General features: G+C 73.7%; 22 protein-coding genes. 9 read left to right on the top strand and 13 right to left on the bottom strand.

The annotated features are described in order from the left end of the window. The first annotated feature begins 73 nt into the window (after positions 1 to 73). Together K7862_RS12805 and acs are read left to right on the top strand one after the other, a co-directional pair. Positions 74 to 733: an acetate uptake transporter gene (locus K7862_RS12805; RefSeq protein WP_222962636.1), complete on the top strand. Its 660-nt coding sequence runs from the start codon at positions 74 to 76 to the stop codon at positions 731 to 733. Beyond that, entirely contained in the window at positions 733 to 2709 is a 1977-nt protein-coding gene (acs, locus tag K7862_RS12800; protein ID WP_222962635.1) for an acetate--CoA ligase, read from the top strand. Before K7862_RS12805 ends, acs begins: the two co-directional genes overlap by 1 nt. Before the next feature lie 136 nt (positions 2710 to 2845). Here the strand turns inward: acs and msrB are convergent, their stop codons facing one another. The 4 genes from msrB to K7862_RS12780 all read right to left on the bottom strand — a co-directional run bounded on the left by msrB (position 2846) and on the right by K7862_RS12780 (position 6175). Further along, a complete protein-coding gene (msrB, locus tag K7862_RS12795) occupies positions 2846 to 3250 on the bottom strand; it encodes a peptide-methionine (R)-S-oxide reductase MsrB (protein WP_222962634.1) in 405 nt (134 codons plus the stop codon). Positions 3251 to 3259: 9 nt separating this feature from the next. Continuing rightward, positions 3260 to 4675 (bottom strand): UDP-N-acetylmuramate--L-alanine ligase, encoded by a 1416-nt coding sequence (murC, locus tag K7862_RS12790; RefSeq protein WP_222962633.1) that lies wholly within the window; start codon positions 4673 to 4675, stop codon positions 3260 to 3262. Between the two features lie 58 nt (positions 4676 to 4733). After that, positions 4734 to 5240, bottom strand: coding sequence for an indole-3-glycerol phosphate synthase (locus tag K7862_RS12785; protein ID WP_222962632.1), 507 nt, complete (start codon positions 5238 to 5240; stop codon positions 4734 to 4736). A gap of 158 nt (positions 5241 to 5398) precedes the next feature. Continuing rightward, complete coding sequence (locus tag K7862_RS12780) at positions 5399 to 6175, bottom strand: pyrimidine reductase family protein (protein WP_222962631.1); 777 nt, start codon at positions 6173 to 6175, stop codon at positions 5399 to 5401. An 85-nt stretch (positions 6176 to 6260) separates the two neighbouring features. Here K7862_RS12780 and zapE point away from each other — a divergent pair, with 85 nt between their 5' ends. Next, a complete protein-coding gene (zapE, locus tag K7862_RS12775) occupies positions 6261 to 7403 on the top strand; it encodes a cell division protein ZapE (protein ID WP_372461563.1) in 1143 nt (380 codons plus the stop codon). Positions 7404 to 7467: 64 nt separating this feature from the next. Continuing rightward, entirely contained in the window at positions 7468 to 8481 is a 1014-nt protein-coding gene (locus tag K7862_RS12770) for a polyphosphate kinase 2 family protein (RefSeq protein ID WP_222962629.1), read from the top strand. Positions 8482 to 8590: 109 nt separating this feature from the next. Here K7862_RS12770 and K7862_RS12765 read toward each other — a convergent pair whose 3' ends face one another. From K7862_RS12765 to K7862_RS12750, 4 genes are all read right to left on the bottom strand, one after another. Next, positions 8591 to 8734: a hypothetical protein gene (locus tag K7862_RS12765; RefSeq protein WP_222962628.1), complete on the bottom strand. Its 144-nt coding sequence runs from the start codon at positions 8732 to 8734 to the stop codon at positions 8591 to 8593. Beyond that, positions 8731 to 10482: a malto-oligosyltrehalose trehalohydrolase gene (treZ, locus tag K7862_RS12760; RefSeq protein WP_222962627.1), complete on the bottom strand. Its 1752-nt coding sequence runs from the start codon at positions 10480 to 10482 to the stop codon at positions 8731 to 8733. The genes K7862_RS12765 and treZ overlap by 4 nt, the downstream gene beginning before the upstream one ends. Positions 10483 to 10547: 65 nt before the next feature. Continuing rightward, entirely contained in the window at positions 10548 to 11459 is a 912-nt protein-coding gene (locus K7862_RS12755) for a GNAT family N-acetyltransferase (protein WP_222962626.1), read from the bottom strand. A gap of 259 nt (positions 11460 to 11718) precedes the next feature. Beyond that, positions 11719 to 13233, bottom strand: coding sequence for an FAD-dependent oxidoreductase (locus K7862_RS12750; protein ID WP_222962625.1), 1515 nt, complete (start codon positions 13231 to 13233; stop codon positions 11719 to 11721). A 108-nt stretch (positions 13234 to 13341) separates the two neighbouring features. On the opposite strand from K7862_RS12750, the gene K7862_RS37500 reads away from it, so the two are divergent. Further along, on the top strand, positions 13342 to 14349 hold the full coding sequence (locus K7862_RS37500) for a LysR family transcriptional regulator (protein WP_262413028.1): 1008 nt from the start codon (positions 13342 to 13344) through the stop codon (positions 14347 to 14349). A gap of 412 nt (positions 14350 to 14761) precedes the next feature. Here K7862_RS37500 and K7862_RS12735 read toward each other — a convergent pair whose 3' ends face one another. Continuing rightward, complete coding sequence (locus tag K7862_RS12735; protein ID WP_262413027.1) at positions 14762 to 15205, bottom strand: DUF2750 domain-containing protein; 444 nt, start codon at positions 15203 to 15205, stop codon at positions 14762 to 14764. Here K7862_RS12735 and K7862_RS12730 point away from each other — a divergent pair. Then, a complete protein-coding gene (locus K7862_RS12730; RefSeq protein WP_222962624.1) occupies positions 15183 to 15737 on the top strand; it encodes a hypothetical protein in 555 nt (184 codons plus the stop codon). The two genes, K7862_RS12735 and K7862_RS12730, sit on opposite strands and share 23 nt — an antisense overlap. 118 nt (positions 15738 to 15855) lie before the next feature. On the opposite strand, the gene treY is transcribed toward K7862_RS12730, so the two are convergent. Beyond that, on the bottom strand, positions 15856 to 18363 hold the full coding sequence (treY, locus tag K7862_RS12725; RefSeq protein ID WP_222962623.1) for a malto-oligosyltrehalose synthase: 2508 nt from the start codon (positions 18361 to 18363) through the stop codon (positions 15856 to 15858). Positions 18364 to 18546: 183 nt separating this feature from the next. Beyond that, positions 18547 to 20685: a glycogen debranching protein GlgX gene (gene glgX, locus K7862_RS12720; RefSeq protein ID WP_222962622.1), complete on the bottom strand. Its 2139-nt coding sequence runs from the start codon at positions 20683 to 20685 to the stop codon at positions 18547 to 18549. 243 nt (positions 20686 to 20928) lie between these two features. Here glgX and K7862_RS12715 point away from each other — a divergent pair, with 243 nt between their 5' ends. Together K7862_RS12715 and K7862_RS12710 are read left to right on the top strand one after the other, a co-directional pair. Further along, complete coding sequence (locus tag K7862_RS12715) at positions 20929 to 22176, top strand: DUF5919 domain-containing protein (RefSeq protein ID WP_308011951.1); 1248 nt, start codon at positions 20929 to 20931, stop codon at positions 22174 to 22176. Between the two features lie 93 nt (positions 22177 to 22269). Next, a complete protein-coding gene (locus K7862_RS12710; RefSeq protein WP_222962621.1) occupies positions 22270 to 22986 on the top strand; it encodes a 3'-5' exonuclease in 717 nt (238 codons plus the stop codon). A gap of 58 nt (positions 22987 to 23044) precedes the next feature. Here K7862_RS12710 and K7862_RS12705 read toward each other — a convergent pair whose 3' ends face one another. Further along, the gene (locus K7862_RS12705; RefSeq protein ID WP_222962620.1) at positions 23045 to 23908 is read right to left on the bottom strand and encodes an aminoglycoside phosphotransferase family protein; all 864 of its coding nucleotides are present in this window, start codon (positions 23906 to 23908) and stop codon (positions 23045 to 23047) included. 254 nt (positions 23909 to 24162) lie between these two features. Here K7862_RS12705 and K7862_RS12700 point away from each other — a divergent pair, with 254 nt between their 5' ends. Further along, complete coding sequence (locus K7862_RS12700; RefSeq protein ID WP_308011950.1) at positions 24163 to 24462, top strand: hypothetical protein; 300 nt, start codon at positions 24163 to 24165, stop codon at positions 24460 to 24462. Here K7862_RS12700 and K7862_RS12695 read toward each other — a convergent pair. Further along, positions 24400 to 25404: a sigma-70 family RNA polymerase sigma factor gene (locus K7862_RS12695; RefSeq protein ID WP_222962619.1), complete on the bottom strand. Its 1005-nt coding sequence runs from the start codon at positions 25402 to 25404 to the stop codon at positions 24400 to 24402. The genes K7862_RS12700 and K7862_RS12695 overlap by 63 nt on opposite strands. Between the last annotated feature and the right edge of the window lie 36 nt (positions 25405 to 25440).

Below are 25440 nucleotides of genomic sequence, written 5' to 3'. Positions count from 1 at the left end.
CCTAGCGTGACAGCGGGCCCGAGTCCGGGTCCGACATCCCCCTGCCGTTCCTCGATGAGGAGGGAAACCGCAGATGAGCACCCCCGCCCCGACCCCTGCGCCCGCCGCCGACGCGATCGCCGACCCCGGCCCGCTGGGACTCGCCGGCTTCGCCGCCACCACGTTCGTCCTGAGCTCCTTCAACGCCCACCTCATCGACCAGAACCTGCTCGCCGTGGTGCTGCCGCTCGCCCTCTTCTACGGCGGCCTGGCCCAACTCCTCGCCGGGCTCTGGGAGTTCCGCAAGGGCAACACCTTCGGCTCGACGGCCTTCGTCTCCTACGGCGCGTTCTGGCTGTCGTACGCCGCCTATGTGAAGTTCGTCGCCGGTGACCTTCCGGCGGGCACCGCGCACCAGGCCACCGGGCTCTACCTGCTGATCTGGGCGATCTTCACCGTCTACATGACCGTGGCCGCCCTGCGCACCAACGGCGCGACCCTCGCGGTGTTCGCCACCCTGTCGCTCACCTTCATCGTGCTGACGATCGCCGAGTTCGCCGAGTCCACCGGCATGACCAAGGTCGGCGGCTGGGTCGGCCTGATCACCGCGCTCTGCGCCTGGTACGCGTCGTTCGCCGCCGTCACCAACGCGACGTGGAAGGAGAACGTGCTGCCGGTCTTCCCGGGCGTCGGATCGCGGGTCCGGCTCGGTGCCGGCCGGAGCGGCGGCCCGGTCGCGGGCGAGGCCCACTGATGGACGGCGACGGCGCGACCCTGGCCAACCTGCTGCGGGAGGAGCGGCGCTTCCCGCCGCCCTCCGGGCTGGCGGCGGCGGCCAACGCCGGTGCCGACGCCTTCGCTGCGGCCGACGCCGACGGCGAGGCGTTCTGGGCGGCCGCGGCCGCCCGGCTGGAGTGGGCCGAGCCCTGGACGCAGGTGCTCGACTGGAGCCGGGCGCCGTTCGCCCGCTGGTTCACCGGCGGCCGGCTCAACGTGGCGGCCAACTGCCTGGACCGGCACGTCCGGGACGGCCTCGGCGACCGGGTCGCCTTCCACTGGGAGGGCGAGCCGGGCGACACCCGCACGCTGACCTACGCCGACCTGAAGGACGAGGTCTGCCGGGCCGCGAACGCCCTGCTGTCGCTGGGCGTGCGGGCCGGCGACCGGGTGGCGCTGTACATGCCGATGATCCCGGAGACCGTCGTCGCGATGCTGGCCTGCGCCCGCATCGGCGCCCCGCACACGGTGGTCTTCGGCGGGTTCTCCGCGGACGCGCTGCGCGGCCGCGTCCTGGACTGCGACGCGCGCGTCGTGATCACCGCCGACGGCGGCTACCGCAAGGGCGCGGCCTCGGCGCTCAAGCCCGCCGTGGACGAGGCGCTGGAGGCGTGCCCGGACGTGCGCAGCGTCCTGGTCGTCCGGCGCACCGGCCAGGACGTGGCCTGGACCGAGGGCCGCGACGTGTGGTGGCACGACCTGGTCGCCGCCCAGCCGGCCGAGCACGAGCCGGAGGCGTTCGACAGCGAGCACCCGCTCTACATCATGTACACCTCGGGCACGACGGCCCGTCCCAAGGGCATCCTGCACACCTCCGGCGGCTACCTGACCCAGGTCGCGTGGTCGCACTGGGCGGTGTTCGACGTCAAACCCGAGCAGGACGTCTACTGGACGGCCGCCGACATCGGCTGGGTCACCGGCCACTCGTACATCGTCTACGGGCCGCTCGCCAACGGCGTCACGTCGGTGCTGTACGAGGGCACGCCGGACACCCCGCATCAGGGCCGCTGGTGGGAGATCGTGCAGAAGTACGGGGTGACGATCCTGTACTGCGCGCCCACCGCGATCCGCACCTTCATGAAGTGGGGCGAGGAGATCCCCGCCCGCTTCGACCTGTCGTCGCTGCGGCTGCTGGGATCGGTCGGCGAGCCGATCAACCCCGAGGCGTGGATCTGGTACCGCCAGGCCATCGGCTCGGACCGCTGCCCGGTGGTCGACACCTGGTGGCAGACCGAGACCGGCGCGCACATGATCAGCCCGCTGCCGAGCGTGGCCACGCTCAAGCCGGGATCGGCGCTGCGGCCGCTGCCGGGCATCCACGCGGACGTCGTGGACGACACGGGCAAGCCGGTGCCCAACGGCTCCGGCGGCTACCTGGTGCTGACCCGGCCGTGGCCGTCGATGCTGCGCACCATCTGGGGTGACGAGCAGCGGTACATCGACACCTACTGGTCGCGTTTCCCCGGCTGGTACTTCGCCGGCGACGGCGCCAAGAAGGACGAGGACGGCGACATCTGGCTGCTGGGCCGGGTCGACGACGTGATGAACGTGTCGGGGCACCGGATCTCCACCACCGAGGTGGAGTCCGCGCTGGTCTCCCATCCCCGCGTGGCCGAGGCCGCCGTGGTCGGCGCGGCCGACGCCACCACCGGGCAGGGGATCGTCGCGTTCGTGATCCTGCGCGGCGGCGCCGGGGGCGACGGCTCCACCGGCGACGCGCTGGCCACCGAGCTGCGGGCGCACGTGGCCAAGGAGATCGGGCCGATCGCCCGTCCCCGGCAGATCCTCGTCGTGGCCGAGCTGCCCAAGACCCGGTCGGGCAAGATCATGCGCCGCCTGCTGCGCGACGTCGCGGAGAACCGGGAACTGGGCGACGTCACCACGCTCACCGACTCGTCGGTGATGGACGCGATCCGCGACGGCCTGCCGGCCGCCGCGGACGGGGAGGGCTGAGCCGCCGGGGCGCGACCACCCCGGTCCGGGACGGGTTTCACCCCGTGCCGGACCGGGAGGGGATCTCCCCGCTCACCCGCCTCGCACGGCGGCCGCGTGAAACGCATCGGGGGTCACGCGGCCGCCGTGTCGCCGCTCACTCCTCGGGAGCCAACCGCAGTGAGATCGAGTTGATGCAGTACCGCTGGTCGGTCGGGGTGCCGTACCCCTCGCCCTCGAAGACGTGGCCGAGGTGGGAGCCGCAGCGCGCACAGCGCACCTCGGTCCTGACCATCCCGAGCGACCGGTCCTGGATCAGCTCCACCGCGTCGGAGTCGGCGGGGTCGTAGAAGGACGGCCAGCCGCAGTGCGACTCGAACTTGGTGTCGGAGCGGAAGAGCTCCGCGCCGCAGGCGCGGCACGCGTACACGCCCTCGGTCTTGGTGTCGGTGTACTCACCGGTGAACGGGCGCTCGGTCCCGGCCTGCCGCAGGACCGCGTACTCCTGCGGGGAGAGCTCGGCACGCCACTGCTCGTCGGTCTTGTTCACTTCATACGCCATGGGGTCTCCTCAGCCGCTGAGGCGGGCGAGTACCAGCGGACCCAGGTCGGTCACGTCACCCGCCCCCATGGTGAGAACGAGATCACCCGGCTTCGCCATTCCTGCCACGACCTCCGGGACCCGTCCCTTGTCGTGCTCGGCGGCCACGTCCGCGCCGGCCGCCCGGGCGGCCTCGATCACCAGGGCGCTGGTGATCCCGGGGACCGGGTCCTCGCGGGCCGGGTAGATGTCCAGCACCAGCGACGCGTCGGCCAGCGCCAGGGCCGCGCCCATCTCCGCGCCCAGCTCCCGGGTGCGGCTGAACAGGTGCGGCTGGAAGACCACCAGCACCCGGGCGTCGGGACCCGCGGCGCTCCGGATCGCCTCCAGGTCGGCGGTCATCTCGGTCGGGTGGTGCGCGTAGGAGTCGATGACCTGGACGCCCGCGGCCTCGCCCTTGAGCTGCAGCCGGCGCCGGACGCCGGTGTACTTCGCCAGCGCCTCGGCCAGCTCCTCCACCGGGACGCCCATCGCGACCCCCGCGGCGAGCGCGGCCACGGCGTTGTGGGCGTAGTGGCGGCCGGGCACGGAGACGGTGAAGGTCAGCGGCCGGCCGTCGAGCACCACGGTGACCTCGCTGGTCAGCCCGCGCGGCGTGACGGCGGTGATCCGCACGTCGGCGTGCTCGGCCGCGCCGACCGTGACGATCCCCAGGTCCGGGCGGTCGAGCCGGTCGCGCACCCGCGCGGTCAGCTCGACCGCGCCCGGCTGGTCGGCGGAGACCACCAGGGTGCCGCCCGGGCGGATCTTGCCGGCGAAGGTCACGAAGGAGTCGTAGATCTCCTCCATCGACGCGTAGTTGGCGTGGTGGTCCAGCTCCACGTTGAGGACGATCGCGACCTCGGGGGAGTAGGCGTGGAAGCTGCGGTCGCTCTCGTCCGCCTCGGCGACGAAGATCGCGCCGCCGCCGTGGTGCGCGTTGGAGCCCGGCGCGTCCAGGTCGCCGCCGATGGCGTAGGACGGCTCCAGGCCGAGGGCACCGAGGGCGACCGCCAGCATCGAGGTCGTGGTGGTCTTGCCGTGGGTGCCGGCCACCGCGATCGGCCGGGCGCCGTCCATCAGCGCGGCCAGCGCGTCGCTGCGGTGCACCACCGGCACGCCCCGCTCGCGGGCCGCGGCCAGCTCCGGGTTCTCCTGGCGGATCGCGCTGGAGACCACCACGGCCGTGGTGGTCTCGGCCAGGTGCGCGGCATCGTGCCCGATGTGCACGGTCACGCCCAGGGCGCGCAGCGCCTCCGCGGTCTCGGAGTCCTTGGTGTCGCTGCCCGCCACCGCGGCCCCGCGCTGGGCCAGGATCTTCGCGATGCCCGACATCCCGGCGCCGCCGATCCCGATGAAGTGCGGGCGTTCCAGGGCGGGCGGCAGGGACGGGGTGGGCGTGCTCATGCGCGGATCTCCCGGGGTGCGTGCTCGGCGACAGGTCTGCGGCCCGATTCTCCCACCATCACCCGGGGTGCTTGTCGCCCTCGGCCTCGTGCCCCTCCGGTTCGTGCTGCGCGAAGAGCTTCAGCACCGGCACGCCCACCTTGTGCCGGGCGCGCGAGGTCCAGTCGCGGTGGAAGAACTCCTCGACGAAGTGCGGCGCGGTCAGCACGATCACCTCGTCGGCGCCGGTCCGCTCGACGACCGTCTTCAGCAGGTCCAGCGGGTGCCGCTCGACCAGCTCGCCCACCGCGTCCGCGCCGGTGGCGCGCAGCGCGTCCAGCGAGTACGCCAGCGCCCGCTCGGCCGGCGGCAGGGCCTCCTGGCCCTCGGGCACCTCGCCCTCGTGCGCGGCGTCGTCCAGGTAGCCGAGCGCCACGTCGTCCACCGCGCGCAGCAGCCGGTCCTGGTCGCCGCGGGGCTGCATCAGCACGACGAAGGAGACCTGCTCGTCGCCGTGGAGCGTGGTGACCAGCTCGATGTCGGCAGGGGCGAGCGGCTTCTCGATCATGAGTACGGTCGTGAACACGGAGGCGTCCTTGTCTACTCGTGCGGCGTCTACACGTGAGGCCTGCCCCGAATCCTCACAGGGCACCGGGGTAAGTGTTCCCTCGCGACGCGAAGCGGAACAGAAGAATCCGCTTTTTTGGTGAGTTCCGGGGGTTTCCGCGGCGCCGTTGACGTCCGCTAGGCGCGGACGTAGCGGGTGAACAGGAAGCCGTCCTCCTCCAGCACCGACAGCGGCGCGAAACGGGACAGCGGGACGACGCCGGGCCCGTTCATGATCCGCGGCGCCTCACCGCCGGCCAGCAGCGGGGCCAGGGTCAGGCACAGCTCGTCGATCACGTCGGCCGCCGCGAACTGGGCCAGCACCCGGGGGCCGCCCTCGTGCAGCATCCGCGTCAGGCCCAGGGCGGTCAGCTCCCGCACCGCACGGGCCGGGTCCACCCCGTCGCCCTCGCCGGCGACCACCACCCGCGCACCGGCCGCGTGGACGGCCGCGACGTCCTCGTCCTTCGCACCGGCCCCGGTCAGCACCAGGGTGGGGACCAGCGGGCCGGTGAAGAGCGGGGCCGTGAGGTCCAGCTCCAGGCTGCGGCTGATGACGGCGATGACCGCGGCCGGCTGCTGGCCGTCGGCGGCCCGCCGGGCCGCGAACGCCGCCCGGGCCCTCGCCGGGCGGTAGCCCTCCTGCCGCACGGTCTCGGCGCCCACCAGCACCACGTCGGCCAGCGCCCGCAGCGTGCCGAAGATCCGCATGTCGGCGTCCGAGGACAGCGGCGCCGAGCGGCCCTCCGCGCGAGCGGCGCCGTCCAGACTGGCCACCATGTTCGCGCGCAGATACGGCCCGGCCGCCCGCGGCGGGTACGCGTACACGTCCGCGAGCTCCAGGGGCGTGCTCAGCCCCTCGGTGAACACCTGCGCGTCGTCACCCCGGCCGGGTGCGGGAAACAGCCGTTGCATGCCGCGCAGTGTGGCACGGAGCGGCGGCGTGGGCTGCGCCACACTGGGCCAAGGCGGTGGCGCGCCCGCACTACCATGGGGAGTCGTGTCCTCCTCCCTCACCGCGACCGACGCCGTCCCCACCACCGGGCCGGAGGCCCTGAGCGCCCGCACGCCGAAGGTGGACACCGCCCGGCTGGTGGCCGACATGGTGCCGCCGCCGCGCTTCGACTCCGTCCGCTTCGACACCTACGTCCCCGACGAGCGGCAGCCCAGCCAGGCCGAGGCCGTCCGCCGGCTGCGGGCCTTCGCCGAGCAGACCGGCACCCGTGCCGGAGGCACCGCCGGGGAGCGCCGGCGCTGGTTCCGGCGGGAGCCGCCGGCACCGCAGGGCCCGACCGGTGTGTACCTCGACGGCGGCTACGGAGTCGGCAAGACCCACCTGCTGGCCAGCGTCTGGCACGCCACCCCTGCGCCGCGCGAGCAGAAGGCGTTCGGCACCTTCGTGGAGCTGACCAACCTCGTCGGCGCCCTGGGCTTCCAGCAGGCCGTCACCGCGCTCAGCGGCCACCGCCTGGTCTGCATCGACGAGTTCGAGCTCGACGACCCCGGTGACACCGTCCTGGTCTCCACGCTGCTCGGCCGGCTCGCCGACGCCGGCGTCCGGCTCGCCGCGACGTCCAACACCCTCCCCGGCAAGCTCGGCGAGGGCCGGTTCGCGGCCGCCGACTTCATGCGCGAGATACAGGGCCTGTCCGCCCGGTTCGCCTCGCTGCGGATCGACGGCGAGGACTACCGGCACCGCGGCCTGCCCGCCGCCCCCCGCCCGGCCGGTGACGACGAGGTGACGGAGGCCGCCCACCGCACCCCGGGCGCGGCCCTGGACGACTTCGGGACGCTCACCGCGCACCTGGCCGCCGTCCACCCCAGCCGCTACGGCGCGCTGTGCGACGGCGTGCGGGCGCTGTTCCTGCGCGGCGTCGAGCCGATCACCGACCAGGCCACCGCGCTGCGCCTGGTGGTCCTGGCCGACCGCCTCTACGACCGCGAGATACCGGTGATGGCCTCCGGCGTGTCGTTCGACCGGCTGTTCACCGAGGACATGCTGGCCGGCGGCTACCGCAAGAAGTACTTCCGGGCCATCTCCCGGCTCACCGCGCTCGCCCGCGACGCCGGGGACGAGAGCGCGCGGGACGCCGGCCGGGAGCCCGCGCACGACGCGGGGCAGGACGGCTCGGCCGACCGCTGAGACGCGGTACCGGCGGCGGCGGACGACGCTGGCGCCCGGCCCCGATCCGGCGCAGGATCGGGGCATGGCGAAGCACGGCGGCAAGGAGAAGCACCACCGCACGGGCCGCGAGAAGGACCCCGGCAAGGGTGGCGGTCACGGTGCGGCCCGCGGCGAGGGGAACGCTCATGATGATCGTCCGGGCGGCGGCCACGGTCACCGCCCGGCCGGCGGCACGGACGGCGACCCGGGCCGCGACGGGGATCTGCGCTCCCGGCTGCGCGTGGCGCCCGGCAGCGGCCCGGTCGACCTGACCGCGATCGACCCGTCCGGCACCCCGGGCGGGCCCGCCGGCAAGGACCAGGCCCGCATCGAGACCGATGCCATGCGGCTGCGTCTCGCCGAACTGCAGGAGCGGCTGTTCGCCCAGAGCACCGCCGGCGACCCGCGCCGCCTGCTGGTGGTGCTCCAGGGCATGGATACCTCAGGCAAGGGCGGCACCATCAAGCACGTCGCCACCGGCCTGAACCCCACCGGCGTGCGCGTCACCGCCTTCAAGACCCCCACAGCGGAGGAGCGGGCGCACCCGTTCCTGTGGCGGGTCCGCAAGGCGCTGCCGGCTGCCGGCGAGATCGGCGTCTTCGACCGCTCGCACTACGAGGACGTGCTGATCGTCCGCGTCCACGACCTGGTGCCGCGGGCCACCTGGCGCCGCCGCTACGACGCCATCAACCGGTTCGAGCGGTCCCTGGCCGAGGAGGGCTGCACCGTGCTCAAGGTGTTCCTGCACATCGGCTACGACGAACAGCGCGAGCGGCTGCTGGCGCGGCTGGACCGGCCGTCCAAGCACTGGAAGTTCACCGTCGGCGACATCGAGGAGCGCGCGATGTGGCCCGCCTACCAGGAGGCGTACCAGACGGTGCTGGAACGGTGCTCGACCGAGGCCGCGCCCTGGCACGTGGTGCCCGCCGACCGCAAGTGGTACCGCAACTGGGCGATCAGCAAGCTGCTGCTGGAGCACCTGGAGCTGATCGACCCGCAGTACCCGCCGGGCACGTTCGACGTGGAGGCCAGCCGGGCGCGGCTGCTCAGCAGCTGACCGGGCGGCCGTCCCGGATCGCTCCGGCGTGCCGCACGGGCGCGTCGCACGGGACGCACCGCGCCGGCGCACCACCGCCGGCGCCCCGGTCAGGCGCCGCGCTCAGCCCTCAGCCCGAGCAGGCCGTCCGCTGGGCCTCCTGCCACTCGCACACCGGGCACAGCGTGGCGCCCTTGGTGGTGGCGGGGTACTCCGTCTGCTCCCCGCACAGCACGCAGTCGGCGAGCGGTTCGCGGTCCTCGGTCGTGGTCACCCGTTCACCGTAGCGTCCCCGCCCTCGTCGCGGACCCGCAGGACCGCGGCCCCGCGCGGCGGCAACTGGACGGCCGGGCCCGGCGCCGGCGTGCACGCGGGACGGGCCAGCAGGACCTCGCACGGCGCGTTCAGCGGCACCCGCGCGGGGGTGTCGGAGAAGTTGACCAGGATGCGGAACGGGCCGCGGGCCACCCGCAGGGTGCGCCCCCCGGCGGTCGCGGCCACCTCGTCCAGCGGCCCTTCGGCCAGCGCCGGTTCGGCCCGGCGCAGCGCGATCAGCGACCGGTACCACTCCAGCAGTTCGCGGTGCTCCGGCTTGTCCGGCTCGGCCCAGTCCAGCACCGAGCGGTTGCGGGTGGCCGGGGCCTGCGGGTCGGGCACCTCGTCCTCGGACCAGCCGTGCTGGGCGAACTCCCGGCGCCTGCCCCGGGTGATGGCCGCCGCCAGTTCCGGGTCGCCGTGGTCGGTGAAGAACTGCCAGGGCGTCGTGGCCCCCCACTCCTCGCCCATGAACAGCATCGGGGTGAAGGGCGCGGTGAGCACGAGCGCGGCCGCGGCGCCGAGCCGCTCCGCCGTCAGCCGGTCCCCGGTGGCCCGGTTGCCGATCTGGTCGTGCGTCTGCGCGTAGCCCAGCAGCCGCCCGCCGGACGTCGCCGCCGGGTCCAGCGGACGCCCGTGGTGGCGGCCGCGGAACGACGACCAGCTCCCGTCGTGGAAGAAGCCGTGGGTCAGCACCTTGGCGAGACCGGCGGGACCGGCCGCGGCGAAGTCGGCGTAGTAGCCCTGCGCCTCACCGGTGACCGCGGTGTGCAGCGCGTGGTGGAAGTCGTCGTTCCACTGCGCGTGCAGACCCAGGCCGCCGGCCTCCCGGGACGTCGTGGTCCGCGGGTCGTTCAGATCGGACTCGGCGATCAGGAAGAGCGGACGGCCCAGCGCCGCCGACAGGCCGTCCACCGCCGTCGACAGCTCCTCCAGGAAGTGCAGCGCACGGGTGTCGACCAGCGCGTGCACCGCGTCCAGCCGCAGCCCGTCCAGCCGGTAGTCCCGCAGCCACGCCAGCGCGCTGCCGATGAGGAACTCCCGCACCTCGTCGGAGCCGGGCGCGTCGAGGTTCACCGCGTCGCCCCACGGCGTGTGGTGCCGGTCGGTGAAGTACGGGCCGAACGGCGGGAGATGGTTGCCCGAGGGGCCGAGGTGGTTGTGCACCACGTCGAGCACGACGCCCAGGCAGTGCCCGTGCGCCGCGTCGACAAAGCGCTTCATCGCCTCGGGGCCGCCGTACGGTTCGTGCACCGACCACAGCGACACGCCTTCGTAGCCCCACCCGTTGGTGCCGGGGAACGGGCACACCGGCATCAGCTCGATGTGTGTGACGCCCAGGCGGGCCAGGTGCGGCAGCCGTTCGATCGCCGCGTCGAAGGTGCCCTCGGGGGTGAACGTGCCGATGTGCAGCTCGTACAGCACCGCGCCGGACAGCCCCCGGCCCGGCCACGGCACCGACCACGCGTGGGCGTCGTGGTCGACCACCGCGGACGCCCCGTCGGGGCCGTCCGGCTGCCGCCGCGAGCGCGGATCGGGCAGCGGCGGACCGCCGTCGAGCACGTACGCGTACCTCGTGCCGTCCCCGGCCGGCAGATCCGCCCGCCACCACCCCGTCCGTGACGGGTCAGGGCCGAGGCGGTGCGTGCGGTCGTCGATCAGGATCTCCACCTGCTGGGCGTCCGGCGCCCACACCTCGAACAGCACACACGGCTCCCGTCAGCTCCGGTTGACTCGCTCCCGACCACATCCATGCCCGGACACCCGGTGTTTCAGACGAAGTTCACACGCTCCTGTGTCACCGGATAGCCCGCTTTGGCGAACGCGGCGGCCATCGGGAAGTTCCCCTGGTCGGTCGCGGCCGCGATGCGGGTGGCCCCGCGGTCGGCCAGGTCGTTGGTGCACTCCGCCAGCAGGTCGTAGGCGTAGCCGCGGCCCCGGTACTCCGGGACCACCGCGATGAAGCCGACGCAGGGCCCGCCGGGGTTCTCCGCCGGGACGTGCAGGCCGGCGATCCCGCCGTCCGGAGCGTGGGCGATCCGCCGCCAGTCCTTCGGCGAGGGCAGCCACTCCAGGAACCCCAGGCTCTCGTCCAGCGCGGCCTCCAGACCCTGGTCGTCGAGCATGCGGCGGTCGTGGGCGTCCAGCGTGCTCTCCATGATGCGGGCCATCACCGCGCGGAACGCCGTGTCGTCCGGTTCCGGCCGGTACTCCAGCCGTCCCGTGCGCGGCGGCAGCGGATCACGCTCCGCCGTCCACGTGTAGCGGTAGCGCTCGACGAGGCGGCGAAGACCGCCCTGCTCGGCGGCGGCCATCCGGCCCTCCGCCTCGGCGCGGACCGCCGGGTCGTCGCGCCAGCCGGTGGGCAGCATCAGGTCGTACTCGGCGTGCAGCGGTGCGGCGCGCAGCAGTTCGGCCGCGGCGGCCTGCTCGCCCGGGGCGAAGTCCAGCCAGTCCAGGGCCATCGGCCGGGTGTCGCTCTCCTTGCCCCACCAGGCGGCGCGGGCCACCACGGCGCCGTCGCGCAGCGCGACCCAGGACCACTCGGGGCGGTATTCGCCGCCCTCGTCCACGGTGGCGAAGGGCTGCCCCAGCAGCGGACGGCCGACCAGGCCGGCGTCGGGCAGCGAGGTGAACAGGGCGGACTCGCCGGCGAGGAGCGGGCGGATGTGCAGATCGGACATTGAGAGTTCCTGAATCCTCGGAAGACGTGCGCTCCCGTGGAGGTCAGGGACGCCCGGCGGACGGGCGGGAGCGCGGCAGGTCGATCGTCATCGCTCTCGCCTCCTCTCCGGTCCCATGGGCGTGCCGCGACCCTAGCCGGGCCGGTCCCGGGGGTCCAGCGGATTTCCGGCGGAGTGGCCGGGCTCGCGGCTGCCGGACGGGCCCCGGTGCGGCCGGGGGCCGCGGGCCGGGGACGGGTTGCGCCGGGACCCGGCGTCCTCATACCTGGTGCAGGGCGCGCCCGCCCAGCGTCAGGAAGTCCTCCCCGACGGCCTCCGACAGGGTCGGGTGCGGATGGACGTGCTGCGCCACGTCGGCGGCCTCCGCGTCCCAGCCCACGATCAGCTGGCCCTCGGCGATCATCTCCGACACGTTCGGGCCGACCAGGTGCACGCCCAGCACCGGGCCGTGCCGTTCGGCCACCACCTTCACCATGCCGCCCTGTCCGTGCACCATCCCCTTGGCCACCGCGGTCATCGGCATCGAGTTCACCACCACGTCCGCACCGCGGTCCCGCGCCTGCCGCTCGGTCAGCCCCACCGCCGCGGTCTGCGGACTCGAGTACGTCACCCGCGGCACCGCCGCATAGTCCACCGGCCGAGGTGAGCCGCCGGCCAGGAGCTCCGCGACCAGCAGGCCCTCGGCGAAGGAGGCGTGCGCCAGCCCGGGCGACGGCGGCGGCAGCAGGTCCCCGACCACGTGCACGCCCGGCACCGCGGTCTCCAGCCGCGCCCAGTCGGCGGGCGGCACGTACCCGCGCCCGTCCGTGGTCAGCCCGGCCGCCGCCAGGTCCAGGCCGTCGGTCACCGGCGTCCTGCCCACCGCCACCAGCAGCCGCTCCACGCCGAGGTCGAGATCCTCGCCGCGGGCGGTGCGCACCACCGCCCGTACACCGTCGTCACGGGTCTCGGCGCCGGTCAGGAGCGCGCCGGTCAGCACCTCGACGCCGCGTTTGCGCAGTGCCCGCGCCAGGTGACGGGAGACGTCCGCGTCCTCCAGTGGCAGCAGCCGGTCGGCGGCCTCCACCAGCACCACCCGCGCGCCCATCGAGCGGTGCAGGGACGCGTACTCGACGCCGATGGCGCCGCCGCCCAGTACCAGCACGGACTCGGGCAGGCCGGGGGCGAAGAGCGCGTCGTCGCTCGTCACGATCCGGTGGCCGTCCGGTACGAGACCGGGGAGCAGGCGCGGGCGGGAGCCGGTGGCCAGGACGAGGGCGCGGCGGGCGCGGTAGGCCGGAGCGTCCTCGGCCGCGCCGGCGGGCCCCCGCGTCATGGCGGTTCGGGCGCCGGCCGGCTCCGCGGTGACCGTACGGGGGCCGGTGAGACGGGCCGAGGCGCGCACCACCCGCACGCCGGCGCGCGCCAGATGGGCCTCCACTCCGCGGTGGTTGCGCGCGACGATGTCGTCCCGGGTGCCGGTCAGCGCGGCCCAGTCGATGCCGTCGACGGTGGCCTTGACGCCCCAGCGGTCGCGGGCCTCGGCGACGCCGTCGACCAGCTCGGCGGCGTGCAGCATGGCCTTGCTGGGGATGCAGCCGCGGTGCAGGCAGGTGCCGCCGACCAGGTCGCGCTCGAACAGCACGACGTCCAGGCCGAGGGCGGCGGCTCGCAGGGCGGTGCTGTAGCCGCCGGTGCCGCCGCCGATCACGATGACGTCGGTTTCCCCGACGGGGGTGGGGCTCTGGGTGCGGTGCGGGGGTCGACTGGCTGTCCGGTCCGGGGTCACGTCCATGAGGGCAGTCTCGGACGGGGGCCCGCCATGAGTCCAAGGCCAAGATGTGCTGGGTTCGATGAAGAACGGTCATGGACCGGCGGGGTGCCCGCGCTTAGGGTGACGCCCATGAGCCTGCGGCAGATGGAGTACTTCCTCACGGTCGTCGAGTCGGGGTCGTTCACCCGGGCCGCGGAGACCCTGCACGTCACGCAGTCCGCACTGTCGCACCAGCTGAAGGCGCTGGAACGGCACGTCGGGGGCGACCTGGTGGAGCGGCTGCCGCGCGGGGTGCGGCTGACGGCGATGGGCCGGGCGTTCCTGCCGCACGCCGAACGGGCGGTGCGCAGCGCCGTCCAGGCCGAGCGGGCGGCGCGGGCCGCGGCCGGGGCGGAGGGCGGGGAACTGCACGTCGCCGCGGTGCACGCGGTGGCGTCCGGCCTTTTGCCGCCGGTCTTCGCGGCGTGGCGGCGGGGGCATCCGGGCGTCGAACTGGTCCTGCACGAGTACGCGCGGGGCGCGGACCTGGTGGACGGGATGGAGCGGGGGGTCGCGGACCTGGCGGTCGGCCACCGGCCCGCTGGGCGCTCGGCCGGGGAGTGGGTGCTGCGGGAGATCGGGGAGGAGGAGGTGCTTGTCGTTCTTCCCCCGGACGATCCGCTGGCCGCGGTGCTGCCGGTTTCAGTGCCGGTGCCGGAGCCGGTGCGGTTGCCGGTGTCGGCGTCGGTGCCGGCCGGCGTGGGGATGGGCCGGGGTGATGGCGGGGTGCCGCGGGCCCGGGCGGGTGCCGGGCCGCCCGTACGCGGGCGGATCGCGCTGGCCGAGCTGGCCGGGCGGGACTGGGTCCGCTGTGCGATGGAGCCCGTCGTCGACGGTCGGCCCTTCATCGACCTGGCGTGCGAGCAGGCCGGGTTCGTGCCGCGGACGGCGGTGCGGACGGAGCACACGTCCACGGCGGTGCGGATGGCTGCGGCAGGGGTGGGGGTGGTGGCCGCGCCGGCCTACGCGATTCCTTTCGAGTGCGCGGCGGTGGGGGTCGATCCGGCTTGGCGGCGGCCGCTTTTCGCGTTCTCGCGGGGGGATCTCGCTGGGGCGGCACGGGAGTTCGTGGAGTTGCTGGTGGCTTCGGCTTTCTGATCGGCCGGGGTGGCGGCTCCGCCTGAGGTCCGCCCGGCTCCGGGTTCCGGGGGTGCCCCGGGGGCTTGTCTGCCGTGTGCGGCGCCGTTGTTGTTGCTCGCGCTGGGGGCAGCTTGCGGGCGGAGCCTGGGGGACCCCGCGCCCCTGTTATCGCTTGCCGTTCGTCCATTTGTCGGGGGCAGTCCGGAAGCGTCTCCTCGGACTGTGCATGGCGGGTTCCTACGAATTGGCTGGTCGGGCGGATGCACATTCCTGCGGGGATCGCTTCCTCCCCGCCCCCTGGCAGTAATCGGGGCCGCAGGGGCAGTTCAGGGGTGCCCCTCGTCCATCTCGTACCGCTGGACGGAGTCCGGCCTGCGACTTGAACCGTGCCATAGCCGTCCCCGGCTGCCAGGGAGGATGCGGCCGGGTGTCAGCCCGATCGTGCGGCTGTGCCCGCCGCTGCCAGCCGGTTGAGGACTTCCGTCGGGGTGAAGCTCCATCCGACGAGGCGCGGCCCGCTCCAGTTGATGCCGATCAGGAGCCCCTCCCGGTCGGCGTCGGGCAGTTCGCGATCGCGCCACACGGCCACGGCCATGGATTCAACCCGTAGGCCGTGTCCCCAGATGTCCGCGGCCCTTTGTGCACGCGCCGCGGTCGACCAGAACGGAAGACTCCGCGTGCCGTCATCGGAGAGGGGAGCCGGAGTCCCCTCGTCATCCCGGACCCACCACACCACCCCGGTCCGGGGCACGTCCCGGAAGAAGGCCGCCGCCTGCGAACCACTCTGACTCACGACGGCCGAGACTACCGAACTTGGAGCTACGCTCCGGCCCGAGCTGTGCGAGCCCACGATGAGCGCGGAGAAACTGCTCATGGTCGGCTTCTCGAAGGAGTGGACGCACTTGGACGGCCTCGGCGTCGCGGTGATGTCCACCACCGGCCTGCACGCGCACGGCGCTCGGAAAGGGTGGCGCTGGACGACGGATGAGATCACCGATGGCATCGCAGCGAAGGGCGAGGACATCGCCGCTCTCGGCGCGGAGCCTGCCGCGGCGTATCTGCTCGGCCATGACGTCGATCCCGAGACGGGCGCCCGGGAGCTCATCGTCGCGGTCGGGGAGATCACGCGTGACAAGGTGGGCGACGTCCACTGGGTCGGCGTCGTTCCTCAACGGTGCGTCGGAGCACCGGTGTTCACCGGCATTCCCAGGGGCGGAGACGCGTTCAAGCTGATCTGCGCGGGGGTGCTGCTGCCGGGCGACGGTCACCATCCCATCGCTCCCTTCGACCGCCTTCGCACCGCCCTGCGCGACCTCGCCATGAAGGCTTCGTCCGCGCCCGAGGCGACTGAACCGCGTCCCCGGGAACACGAACCGAAGCAGCGCTGGTGGCGACGACGCGGTTGACGATGCCTCGCGGACCGGCCCCGTACCCGGAAACCGGACATGCCCCGTCAGGTGTGCCGGGTCCGCCGGGCTTCGCCCGGGAAGGCACCCCGAGGACCCGACGGGCGAAACGCACGCGTCATGTGCGGGTGAGGAGGGCGACGGGCCCGGCGGAGAGAAGGGTGGCGAGGGGGACCGTGCCCTCGAACTCGCCGGAACGGAGAGCGTCGGTCCAGCGGCCCGCCGGCAGCGGCAGCACCGTGTCGCCCCAGCCCCCGGTCTCCTCCAGCCGCCGGGACAGCCGCGTGACCACGCTCACCGCTCCGTCCCCGCGCAGGAAGGCGACCACGTGGCCGGCGGCCGACCCCTCCGCGGTCAGCGGGCGGTACCCGGCGGACGGCCCGTACCACTCGGGGTGCTCCCGCCGCAGGCGCAGCGCCACCGCGGTGAGATGGAGCTTGGCCTCGTCGAAGCCGCGCGGCTCCGCCCCGTCCAGCAGCCTCTGCAGGGTCCGTGCCACGCCCACCCGCGTCGTCCCCGGCTCCGGGCGGGTCAGCGGCCCCCGGTTGTCCGGGTCGACCAGCGTGTACACCGGGTACTCCGTGCCCTGGTAGACGTCCGGGACGCCCGGCATCGTCAGGTGCAGCAGGGCCGCCCCCAGGCTGTTGGCCGCGGCATACGGCTCCAGGCTCCGGACGAACTCCCCGACGTCGTACACCTGCACCCCGCACGGCCCCTCGTCCGTGAAGTCGGCGACCGCCTTCTCGTACGCCTCGTCCGCCTCGGTCCACGACGTGCGCAGGCCCGCCTCCCGGACGGCCTTCAGCGCGGCGGGCACCAGCCGTTCCGGAGTGCAGAAGCCGAGGCCGGCGGCGGTCTGGAAGACCGTGTACTGGGTGTGCCGGTCCGGCGCCGCCGGGGCCCCCAGCCGCTCCGCCCGCTCGTCCCGGGCCGCGAGCCACTCCCGCCAGGCCGCCGGCCGCTCCGACAGCACGGCCAGCCGCAGCCGCACGTCGGCGCTGCGCTTGGTGTCGTGCGTGGACAGCACGGTCCCCGTGGCCGGGCGCTCCCGCAGCATCCGGGCGCAGTACGCGTGGAACTCCTCGGGCGTCGTCGCCGGCCGGCCGGGGTCGCGGCCCACCTCGCACAGCGACAGCAGCGGCACGTACCGGTAGAAACCGGTGTCCTCGACCGACTTCGCGTGCAGCGCGGACGCGACCTGGGCGAACCGCACCGCGAAGTCCGTGGCCGCCTCCCCGGCGGCTCCCGAGAGCCCAAGGGCTTCAGCCGTTCGGCCCAGTGCCAGGTCCCGCACGGCGTCCAGCGCCGCCGACAGCGCGGGCGCGCACTCCGCGCGGGCGGCCTCGACGGCCGACTCCACCAGTGCGACATCGGTGTCCGACGCCGGCCGGCCCGGCTCGACGTACGGACGGTAGACCGGGATGCGGACCAGCGTCTCGCGGATCGCGTCCGCCAGCACCCCGGACCCGATCCCGGACCCGGACTCCGCGGCACCGCCCGAGCCGTCCTCGTCGCCCGCCGCTTCGGAACCCCCCACCGCCCGCGACCCCGCCCGCGTCAGGCGCCCCACCTCCGCGGCCAGGTCGTGCGTCACCACCCGGTACGCGGCGCGTCGCGCGGTGGCCGCCCACCGGCCGCCGCGGTCGTCCGGGACACCCGTGAACTCCCGGTAGAAGTCGCTCAGTTCGGCGACCCCCGCCGGGTCGGTGAACAGCCCGTCGATGCGGTCCAGCGCGTCGTACCCGGTGGTCCCGGCGCACGTCCAGTCCGGCGGCAGTTCCTCGTCGCGCTGGAGGATCTTCTCCACCACCGTCCACCGCCCGCCGGCCGCCTCGGCCAGCCGCCGCAGGTAGGCCGCGGGATCCGCGAGGCCGTCCGGGTGATCGATGCGCAGCCCGTCGACGACGTCGTCGCGCAGCAGGCGCAGCACCGTGGCGTGGGTGGCGTCGAAGACCTCGGGCCGTTCCACCCGGACCGCGATCAGGTCGGAGATGGTGAAGAAACGGCGGTAGTTCAGGTCGGTGCGGGCCGTGCGCCAGTAGGCGAGCCGGTACCACTGGGCTTCCAGCAGTTCCGGCAGCGGCAGCTCCTCCGTGCCGGGGCGCAGCGGGAAGCGGTGGTCGTAGTAGCGCAGGACCCGGCCGCCCGCGGCCTTGTCCGTGATCACCGACAGGTCGCCGAGGACGTCCGGCACCGGCTCGCCCAGCACCGGCAGCAGCACCTTGCCGCCGAGCGCGTCCCAGTCGATGTCGAACCACGGGGCGTACGGCGAGGACGGGCCGTCGCGCAGGACGGCCCACAGCGGGGCGTTGAGGTGCTCGGGGGCCGGGAGCGCCATGTGGTTGGGGACGATGTCCACGATCAGCCCGAGGCCGTGCTCCCCGGCCGTTCTGGAGAGCTCCCGCAGGCCCTCCTCGCCGCCGAGTGCGGCCCGCACCCGGGTGTGGTCCACCACGTCGTAGCCGTGCCGGGAGCCGGGCACGGCCTCCAGGACCGGCGACAGGTGCAGATGGGTGACGCCGAGGGCCGCGAGATACGGCACCGCGCCCGCCGTGTCGGCGAAGGTGAAGCCGGGCTGCACCTGTATCCGGTAGGTCGAGCCGGGCGTCGCCGGGTGTCCGCTCATGGGGTCTTCTCTACCCCGGATCGGCGGCCATGGCGCGTCGGACGGACCGAACGTCCCGGAGGATTTCGGTCCCCGCGGCGCGCCGGACGGGCCGGACGCCCCGGCGGGACCCCGGACCCCGCCCAGCCCTCGGGACCCGCCGGCCCAGCCCTCCGGACCCCAGCCCTCCGGGCCCCGGCCCGCTCAGTCCGCCGGCCGCTGCAGCACCACCATGCTCCGGTCGGCCAGCAGCAGCCGGTCGCCCGCGGCCACCAGTTCGCCGGTCCCGGGCACCACGCTCTCCGGCCGCTCGGTGTCCACCACCAGCTGCCACTCCTTGCCGTGGTTCACCGGCACGACGAACTCCTGGGCGCGAGGGGCGGCGTTGAACATCAGCAGGAACGAGTCGTCGGTCACCCGTTCGCCCCGCGGGCCCGGCTCCGAGATGGCGTTGCCGTTGAGGAACACCACCAGGGAGCGGGCGTGCGCCGCCTGCCAGTCGCGCTGCGTCATCTCCTGGCCCTCGGCGGTGAACCACGCGATGTCCGAGAGCTCGTCGTGCGTGCCCTCGACCGGGCGGCCGTGGAAGAACCGGCGGCGCCGGAAGACCGGGTGGTCACGGCGCAGCCAGACCATCGAGCGCACGAAGTCGTGCAGCCGCAGCGCCTCGTCGTCGTCCTCCGACGTGCCGGGCTTGCCCGGCCAGGCGATCCACGACAGATCGTTGTCCTGGCAGTAGGCGTTGTTGTTGCCGCCCTGGGTGCGGCCGAACTCGTCGCCGTGGCTGAGCATCGGCACGCCCTGCGAGAGCATCAGCGTCGCGATGAAGTTCCGCATCTGCCGGCCGCGCAGCGTCTGCACCCCGCGGTCCTCGGTCTCGCCCTCCGCGCCGCAGTTCCAGGACCGGTTGTGGCTCTCGCCGTCGCGGTTGTGCTCGCCGTTGGCCTCGTTGTGCTTCTCGTTGTACGACACCATGTCGCGCAGGGTGAAGCCGTCGTGGCAGGTCACGAAGTTGATGGAGGCCAGCGGGCGGCGGCCGTCGTCCTGGTAGAGGTCGGAGGAGCCGGTCAGCCGGGAGGCGAACTCGGCGAGCGTCGCGCTCTCCCCGCGCCACAGGTCGCGCACGGTGTCCCGGAACTTGCCGTTCCACTCCGTCCACAGCGGTGGGAAGTTGCCCACCTGGTAGCCGCCCTCGCCGACGTCCCACGGCTCGGCGATCAGCTTCACCTGCGAGACCACCGGGTCCTGCTGCACCAGGTCGAAGAACGACGACAGCCGGTCCACCTCGTGGAACTGCCGGGCCAGCGTGGCCGCGAGGTCGAACCGGAAACCGTCCACGTGCATCTCGGTCACCCAGTAGCGCAGGCTGTCCATGATCATCTGCAGCACGTGCGGGCTGCGCATGAGCAGGCTGTTCCCGGTGCCCGTGGTGTCGGTGTAGTACCGCTTGTCGCCGCTCAGCCGGTAGTACGAGGCGTTGTCCAGGCCGCGCAGCGACAGCGTCGGGCCCAGGTGGCTGCCCTCGGCGGTGTGGTTGTAGACCACGTCGAGGATCACCTCGATGCCCGCCCGGTGCAGCGCCCGCACCGCCGTCTTGAACTCCAGCACCTGCTGGCCCCGGTCGCCCAGCGAGCTGTAGCCGTTGTGCGGCGCGAAGAATCCGATGGTGTTGTAACCCCAGTAGTTGGCGAGTCCCGCGTCCGACAACCGGTGGTCCTGGATGAACTGGTGGACCGGCATCAGTTCCAGGGTGGTCACCCCGAGTTCCACCAGATGGCTGATCACCGCCGGGTGCGCGAGTGCCGCGTAGGTGCCGCGGATCTCCTCCGGCAGCCCGGGATGGGTCATCGTCAGGCCCTTGACGTGGCCCTCGTAGATGATCGTCCGGTGGTAGTCGATGCGCGGGGCCCGGTCGTCCGCCCAGTCGAAGTACGGGTTCACCACCACCGAGGTCATCGTGTGCGGGGCGGAGTCCAGGTCGTTCCGCGAGTCGGGGTGCCCGAAGCGGTAGCCGTAGACGGCCTCGTCCCAGTCGATGCTGCCGCTCATCGCCTTGGCGTAGGGGTCGAGGAGCAGCTTCGCGGAGTTGCAGCGGTGGCCGCGCGCGGGGTCGTAGGGGCCGTGCACCCGGAACCCGTACCGCTGACCCGGCATCACCCCCGGCAGGTAGGCGTGGCGGACGAAGGCGTCGGCCTCCCGCAGTTCGACCGCGGTCTCCGACCCGTCGTCGTGCAGCAGACACAGCTCGATCCGCGACGCCACCTCGGAGAAGACGGCGAAGTTGGTGCCCGCGCCGTCGAACGTGGCGCCGAGAGGATACGAATGACCCGGCCAGACTTGCATGTAGTGACTCTTCCACTCCGTAACCGGACCTCGTGGGACATCTTCCGCGTGCCCGGCAGTTGGGTTGCCAACCCGCATCCTCCCATCAGGTCCCACCTCAGGGTGACCTAGCCACAACAGGCTGCTACCGCAAGGGTGATGGGGTTTTCCGGTAGTCGTGAAGTAGGGTCGATACGGCTGCGGCACCCCTCGCACCGCAGTACCCTTCCTTGATCGTGGACGGGGGTGGGAGGCGGTGGAACGGTGACGTCCGGAGGTCTGATGCTCCCGGGTGGCGGTGAGCAGGGCGACCGGCACGTCGCTGGCGACGCCAGCGCCGAGAATCCGAGCGGCGCGGTCACCCTTGCCGCCCCGCTGGAGATCGGAGCGGAACTGGACTGGGGTGCCGACGCCTGGGCCGAGGTGCGGACCCGCGCACGCCGGGCCGGGCGGGCCTATGTGTGGCTCAACCTCGTCGAGCAGCGCCTGCGGGCCGTCGTCAACGCCGTGCTGCGCCCGATCTACGAGCCGGTGCACGGCGAGGAGTGGGTGGTGGCCGCGGCCGGCCCGGCCGGCAGCGAGTGGGTGCAGCGCGCGGTGGCCGTCCGTGAGGTCAGCCGGCGCAAGGGCTTCCTGCTGGACCCCGCCGACGACAACGTCCTGAGCTTTCTGACGCTGCCCCAGCTCCGGGAGCTGGTCGTCCAGCACTGGCCGTGCTTCGAGCCGTACTTCGACGACCGGCGCGAACTGGAACTCGCGCTGGACGAACTGGAGGTCGCCCGGCACGTCGTCTCGCGCAACCGGGCGCTGACGCGGACCGTCCTGGACCAGGCAGAACGCGCCTCGGCACGGCTGCTGGAACTGCTCGGCGCCGGGGCCGCGCGCGACGCGACGCAGCGCCTGCCCGTCGACGTGGTCGAGCACCTGGTGGCCGACCGGTACGCCGACGTCATCGGGGTGTACCCCGACCGGGTCCGGCTGCAGCGGCAGCTCCCGGTCGAGGACCTGTTCGCCGGCGCCCGGCGGCTGGACGCCATCGGCATCGGCCTCAACCTGCTGGTGCAGAACTACTCCGGGCGGCGGCTGGTGCGGCTGGCGGAGTCCGGCTGCCGGGTGCGGCTGGCGTTCCTCAACCCCGCCAGCAGCGCGGTGCGCCGGCGCGAGCGCGAACTGGGCCTCGGCCGCGGTGAGCTGGGGCGCTCGGTGGAGATGAACATCATGCACATGCGCCGGGTGCGGGCCCGGGTGCGGGACCAGGGCGCGTTCGAGATCCAGGTGTTCGACGAGACGCCGCGGTTCACCGCGTACCTCGTGGACGGCGACAGCGGGGACGGTCTCGCGGTCGTGCAGACCTACCTGCGGCGCGCCCGCGGGATGGAGGTCCCGGTCATGGTGCTGCGCGGCGGGTCGCGCCGGGTGGTCGAGGGCGAACGGCCCGCCGAGGGCGGCCTCTTCGAGGTCTACCGCGAGGAGTTCGAGGGGATCTGGGCCGATTCGCGGCCGGTGTCCTGACCCGGCCGTCACCCGCCCCCGGCGCGCGGGACTGTCAGTGGCCCACGGGATGATGGCAGGGCACACGGGGGAAATCGGGTGGAAGGACGCGCCATGGCATGGCATGAGGATCTGCTGGTCGGCTTCGACCTGGAGACCACCGGCACGGATCCGCACCAGGCGCGGATCGTCACCGCCGCGGTCACCGAGGTGAAGAGCGGCGAGCCGGTGCGGCACCGGGCCTGGCTCGCCGACCCGGGGGTGCCGATCCCGGCGGAGACCACGGCCATACACGGCGTCAGCACGCAACGGGCGGCGGCCGAGGGGCGGCCGGCGCCGGAAGTGGTCGCGGAGGTCGCGGACGCGGTGCGCGGGCACTGGGCGCGGGGCGTCCCCGTCGTCGTCTACAACGCGCCCTTCGATCTCACCCTTCTGGATGAGGAGTTGAAGCGGTACGCGCTGCCGCCGCTGGTGCCCGCGGGGGCGTCACCGGGGCCGGTCGTCGATCCGCTCGTGCTGGACCGGGCGCTGGACAGGTTCCGGCGCGGCAAGCGGACGCTCCAGGCCGCCTGCCAGGTCTACGGGGTCGCCCTGGACGGCGCCCACGACGCGGGTGTGGACGCGCTCGCCGCGGTCCGGGTGGCCCGCGCGCTGGCGCTGCGTTTCCCGGAGCTGGCCGAGGCCGACCTCGCCGACCTCCAGTCGCGGCAGGCCGGCTGGTACGCCGCGTGGGCCGAGGACTTCGCCGCCTGGCTCCGCAAGAAGGGGGCGACCGACACCGCCGTGGACACCGCCTGGCCCCTCCGCGCCTCCGCGCCCGTCGCGGGCTGACGCCCGGCTCCCCGCCCCGCGCGGCCGATCGGCCCGGACGCGGCACGGCGGACATCTGTCAGAACGGGTACCAGCGGACCGTGGCGTCGGCCGCGCGCAACGAGGCGACACGGCGGCGGAACTCCGTGAGGGCGGCCGGGTTGGCGGGCGCGTGCTGGGCGACCCAGGCGCAGCTCGCGGTCTCGCGGGCGCCGCGCAGCACGTCGCAGCCGGGCCAGGTGGCGACGTCCCAGCCGTACGCGGCGGTGAAGGCGTCGTAGGCGGCGGCGGGGACTCCGTAGCGGTCACGGCTGAGGGTCTGGACGACCAGGTCGTGCTCCCGCAGGTCCGAGGAGAACGTCTCCAGGTCGACGAGGACGGGCCCGTCGGGGCCGATGTGCACGTTGCGGGGGAGTGCGTCGCCGTGGATCGGGCCGGGCGGCAGATGCGGCTCCAGAGCGGCCGCGGACGCGGCGAAGCCGTCACGCCGTTTGCGCAGATACGCCGCGTCGGCCGGGTCGATGGCGTCGCCGGCCAGCCGCAGCCAGCGTTCCACCCCGCCCAGCAGATCCCGCCGCGGGAGCCCGAAGTCGGGTTCCGGCAGCGCGTGGACGCGGCGCAGCAGCGGGGCGACGTCGGCGGGTTCCGCGGGCCGCAGCGCCTCGGGGAGGCGCTGCCAGTAGGAGACGGGGTGCCCCTCGACCAGCCTGACCTCGGACTCGGCCGACCGCACCGCGGGCACGTCGTGCTTGGCGAGCCAGTCCGCGGTGCGCACCTCGCGGCGGGCACGGTCCACCAGCTCGGCACTGCGGCCGACCTTGATGACCAGGCGCCCGGCGGCGTACACCGCGTTCTCGCCGAAGGAGATCAGCTCGGCGTCGGGGTGGCCCGCCGCGTCCAGTACCGCCCGCGCCCGTTCCTGCGTGAACACCGCGTCCGCCATGCCCAGCCTCTCGAATGTCCGTCCGCCTGCCGGTTCGTCGGTCCGTTCGCATATGCCGCGGTCAACGGCCATTCGTTCGGACACGTGCAAGTCTCGCACCGTCACGCCCCGCAGTTGCGCCGGGTTTCCCGCTTTTCCGCGCGGATCAGCAGGACGACCGGCCGGAAACGCCCGGACCCCGATGAGTTACGGCGGCCCGCACGGTCGGTATGACAGGGGCCTTCGTCCGGGGGCCGGCGGCGAGGAGGAGCACTGTGGCGGCGGCCGGTGGCACGCGGGAACCGTCCACCCCGGACTCCGGTGACGACCTGGTCGTCGTGGACGTCAGCGGGCTGCCGGCGGCCGGTGCGCCGCCGGAGGGCGAGCCCCTGGCCGGGCTCGGCGCGGTCGCGGCGCTGGCCCGGCTGCGGCTGGCGGCGCGCCGCACCGGTCACCGGGTGCGGCTGTGCGGTGCCTCGGCGGATCTGCGGGCGCTGGTGGAACTGGCCGGGCTAGGCGGGGAGTTCGAGTGGGAGGCCGAAGAGGGGGAAGAGCCGCGGGGTGTCGAGGAATGAGGTCAGCCCGGTGATCCGGCCGTCGGTGATGTCCAGCACCTGGAGCGCCCAGGCGCGGTGGCCGCCGCCGGGATCGGGCCGGTACTGGCCGAACCCCGGTGCGCCGTTGGCGGTGACCGGCAGCAGCCGCGATCCCCTGCAGCCGATGCCGGTGCCCAGGAACCAGGCGCGTATGTCCTCGTGGCCCCGCAGCCAGAGCGGGAACGGGGGCATGTTCAGCGTGGCGTCCTCGTGCAGCAGGCTGGTCAGCGAGTCCAGGTCGTAGCGCTCGAACGCGTCGACGTAACGGGCGAGCAGCGCCTCCTGATCGCCGTCCATGGGCGCCGCCGGCGCGGAGTCGGCGGCCACACCGGCGTCGGCGAGCGTGGCGCGGGCGCGCTGCAGGGCGCTGTTGACCGAGGCGACGGTGGTGCCGAGCAGCTCGGCGGTCTCGCTGGCCTTCCACGCCAGCACCTCGCGCAGGATCAGCACCGCCCGCTGCCGCGGCGGCAGGTGCTGCAGGGCGGCCACGAACGCCAGCCGGATGGTCTCGCGGGACACCACCACGTCGGCCGGGTCGCCCGAGGACGGGACGGCGCGGATGTCCGGCACCGGCTCGACCCACATCGACTCCGGCGTCATGTCCGGCAGCACCGCGTCGGCGTGCGACGCGGGGGACAGGTCCATCGGCCGGGCCCGGCGCTTGCCCGCGTTGAGGCTGTCCAGGCACACATTGGTGGCGATCCGGTACAGCCAGGAGCGCAGCGACGACCGTCCCTCGAAGCGGTCGGCCGCCCGCCAGGCGCGGACCAGGGTCTCCTGCACGGCGTCCTCGGCCTCGAAGACCGAGCCGAGCATCCGGTAGCAGTACCCGGTCAGCTCGACGCGGTACTCCTCCAGGTGCTGTTCCACCTCGCCGGGGGCCGGCGCCGCCACGGCACTTGCACTGTCCCTTGCGGTCATGTTCTCCACCGTACTAGCGGGCACCGACAGCGCCCC

It is taken from the genome of Actinacidiphila acidipaludis, from assembly GCF_019890725.1.
Lineage (GTDB): Bacteria > Actinomycetota > Actinomycetes > Streptomycetales > Streptomycetaceae > Actinacidiphila > Actinacidiphila acidipaludis.
Note: the sequence above shows the minus strand (reverse complement) of the source record. Positions and strands in the feature narration are given on the sequence as shown.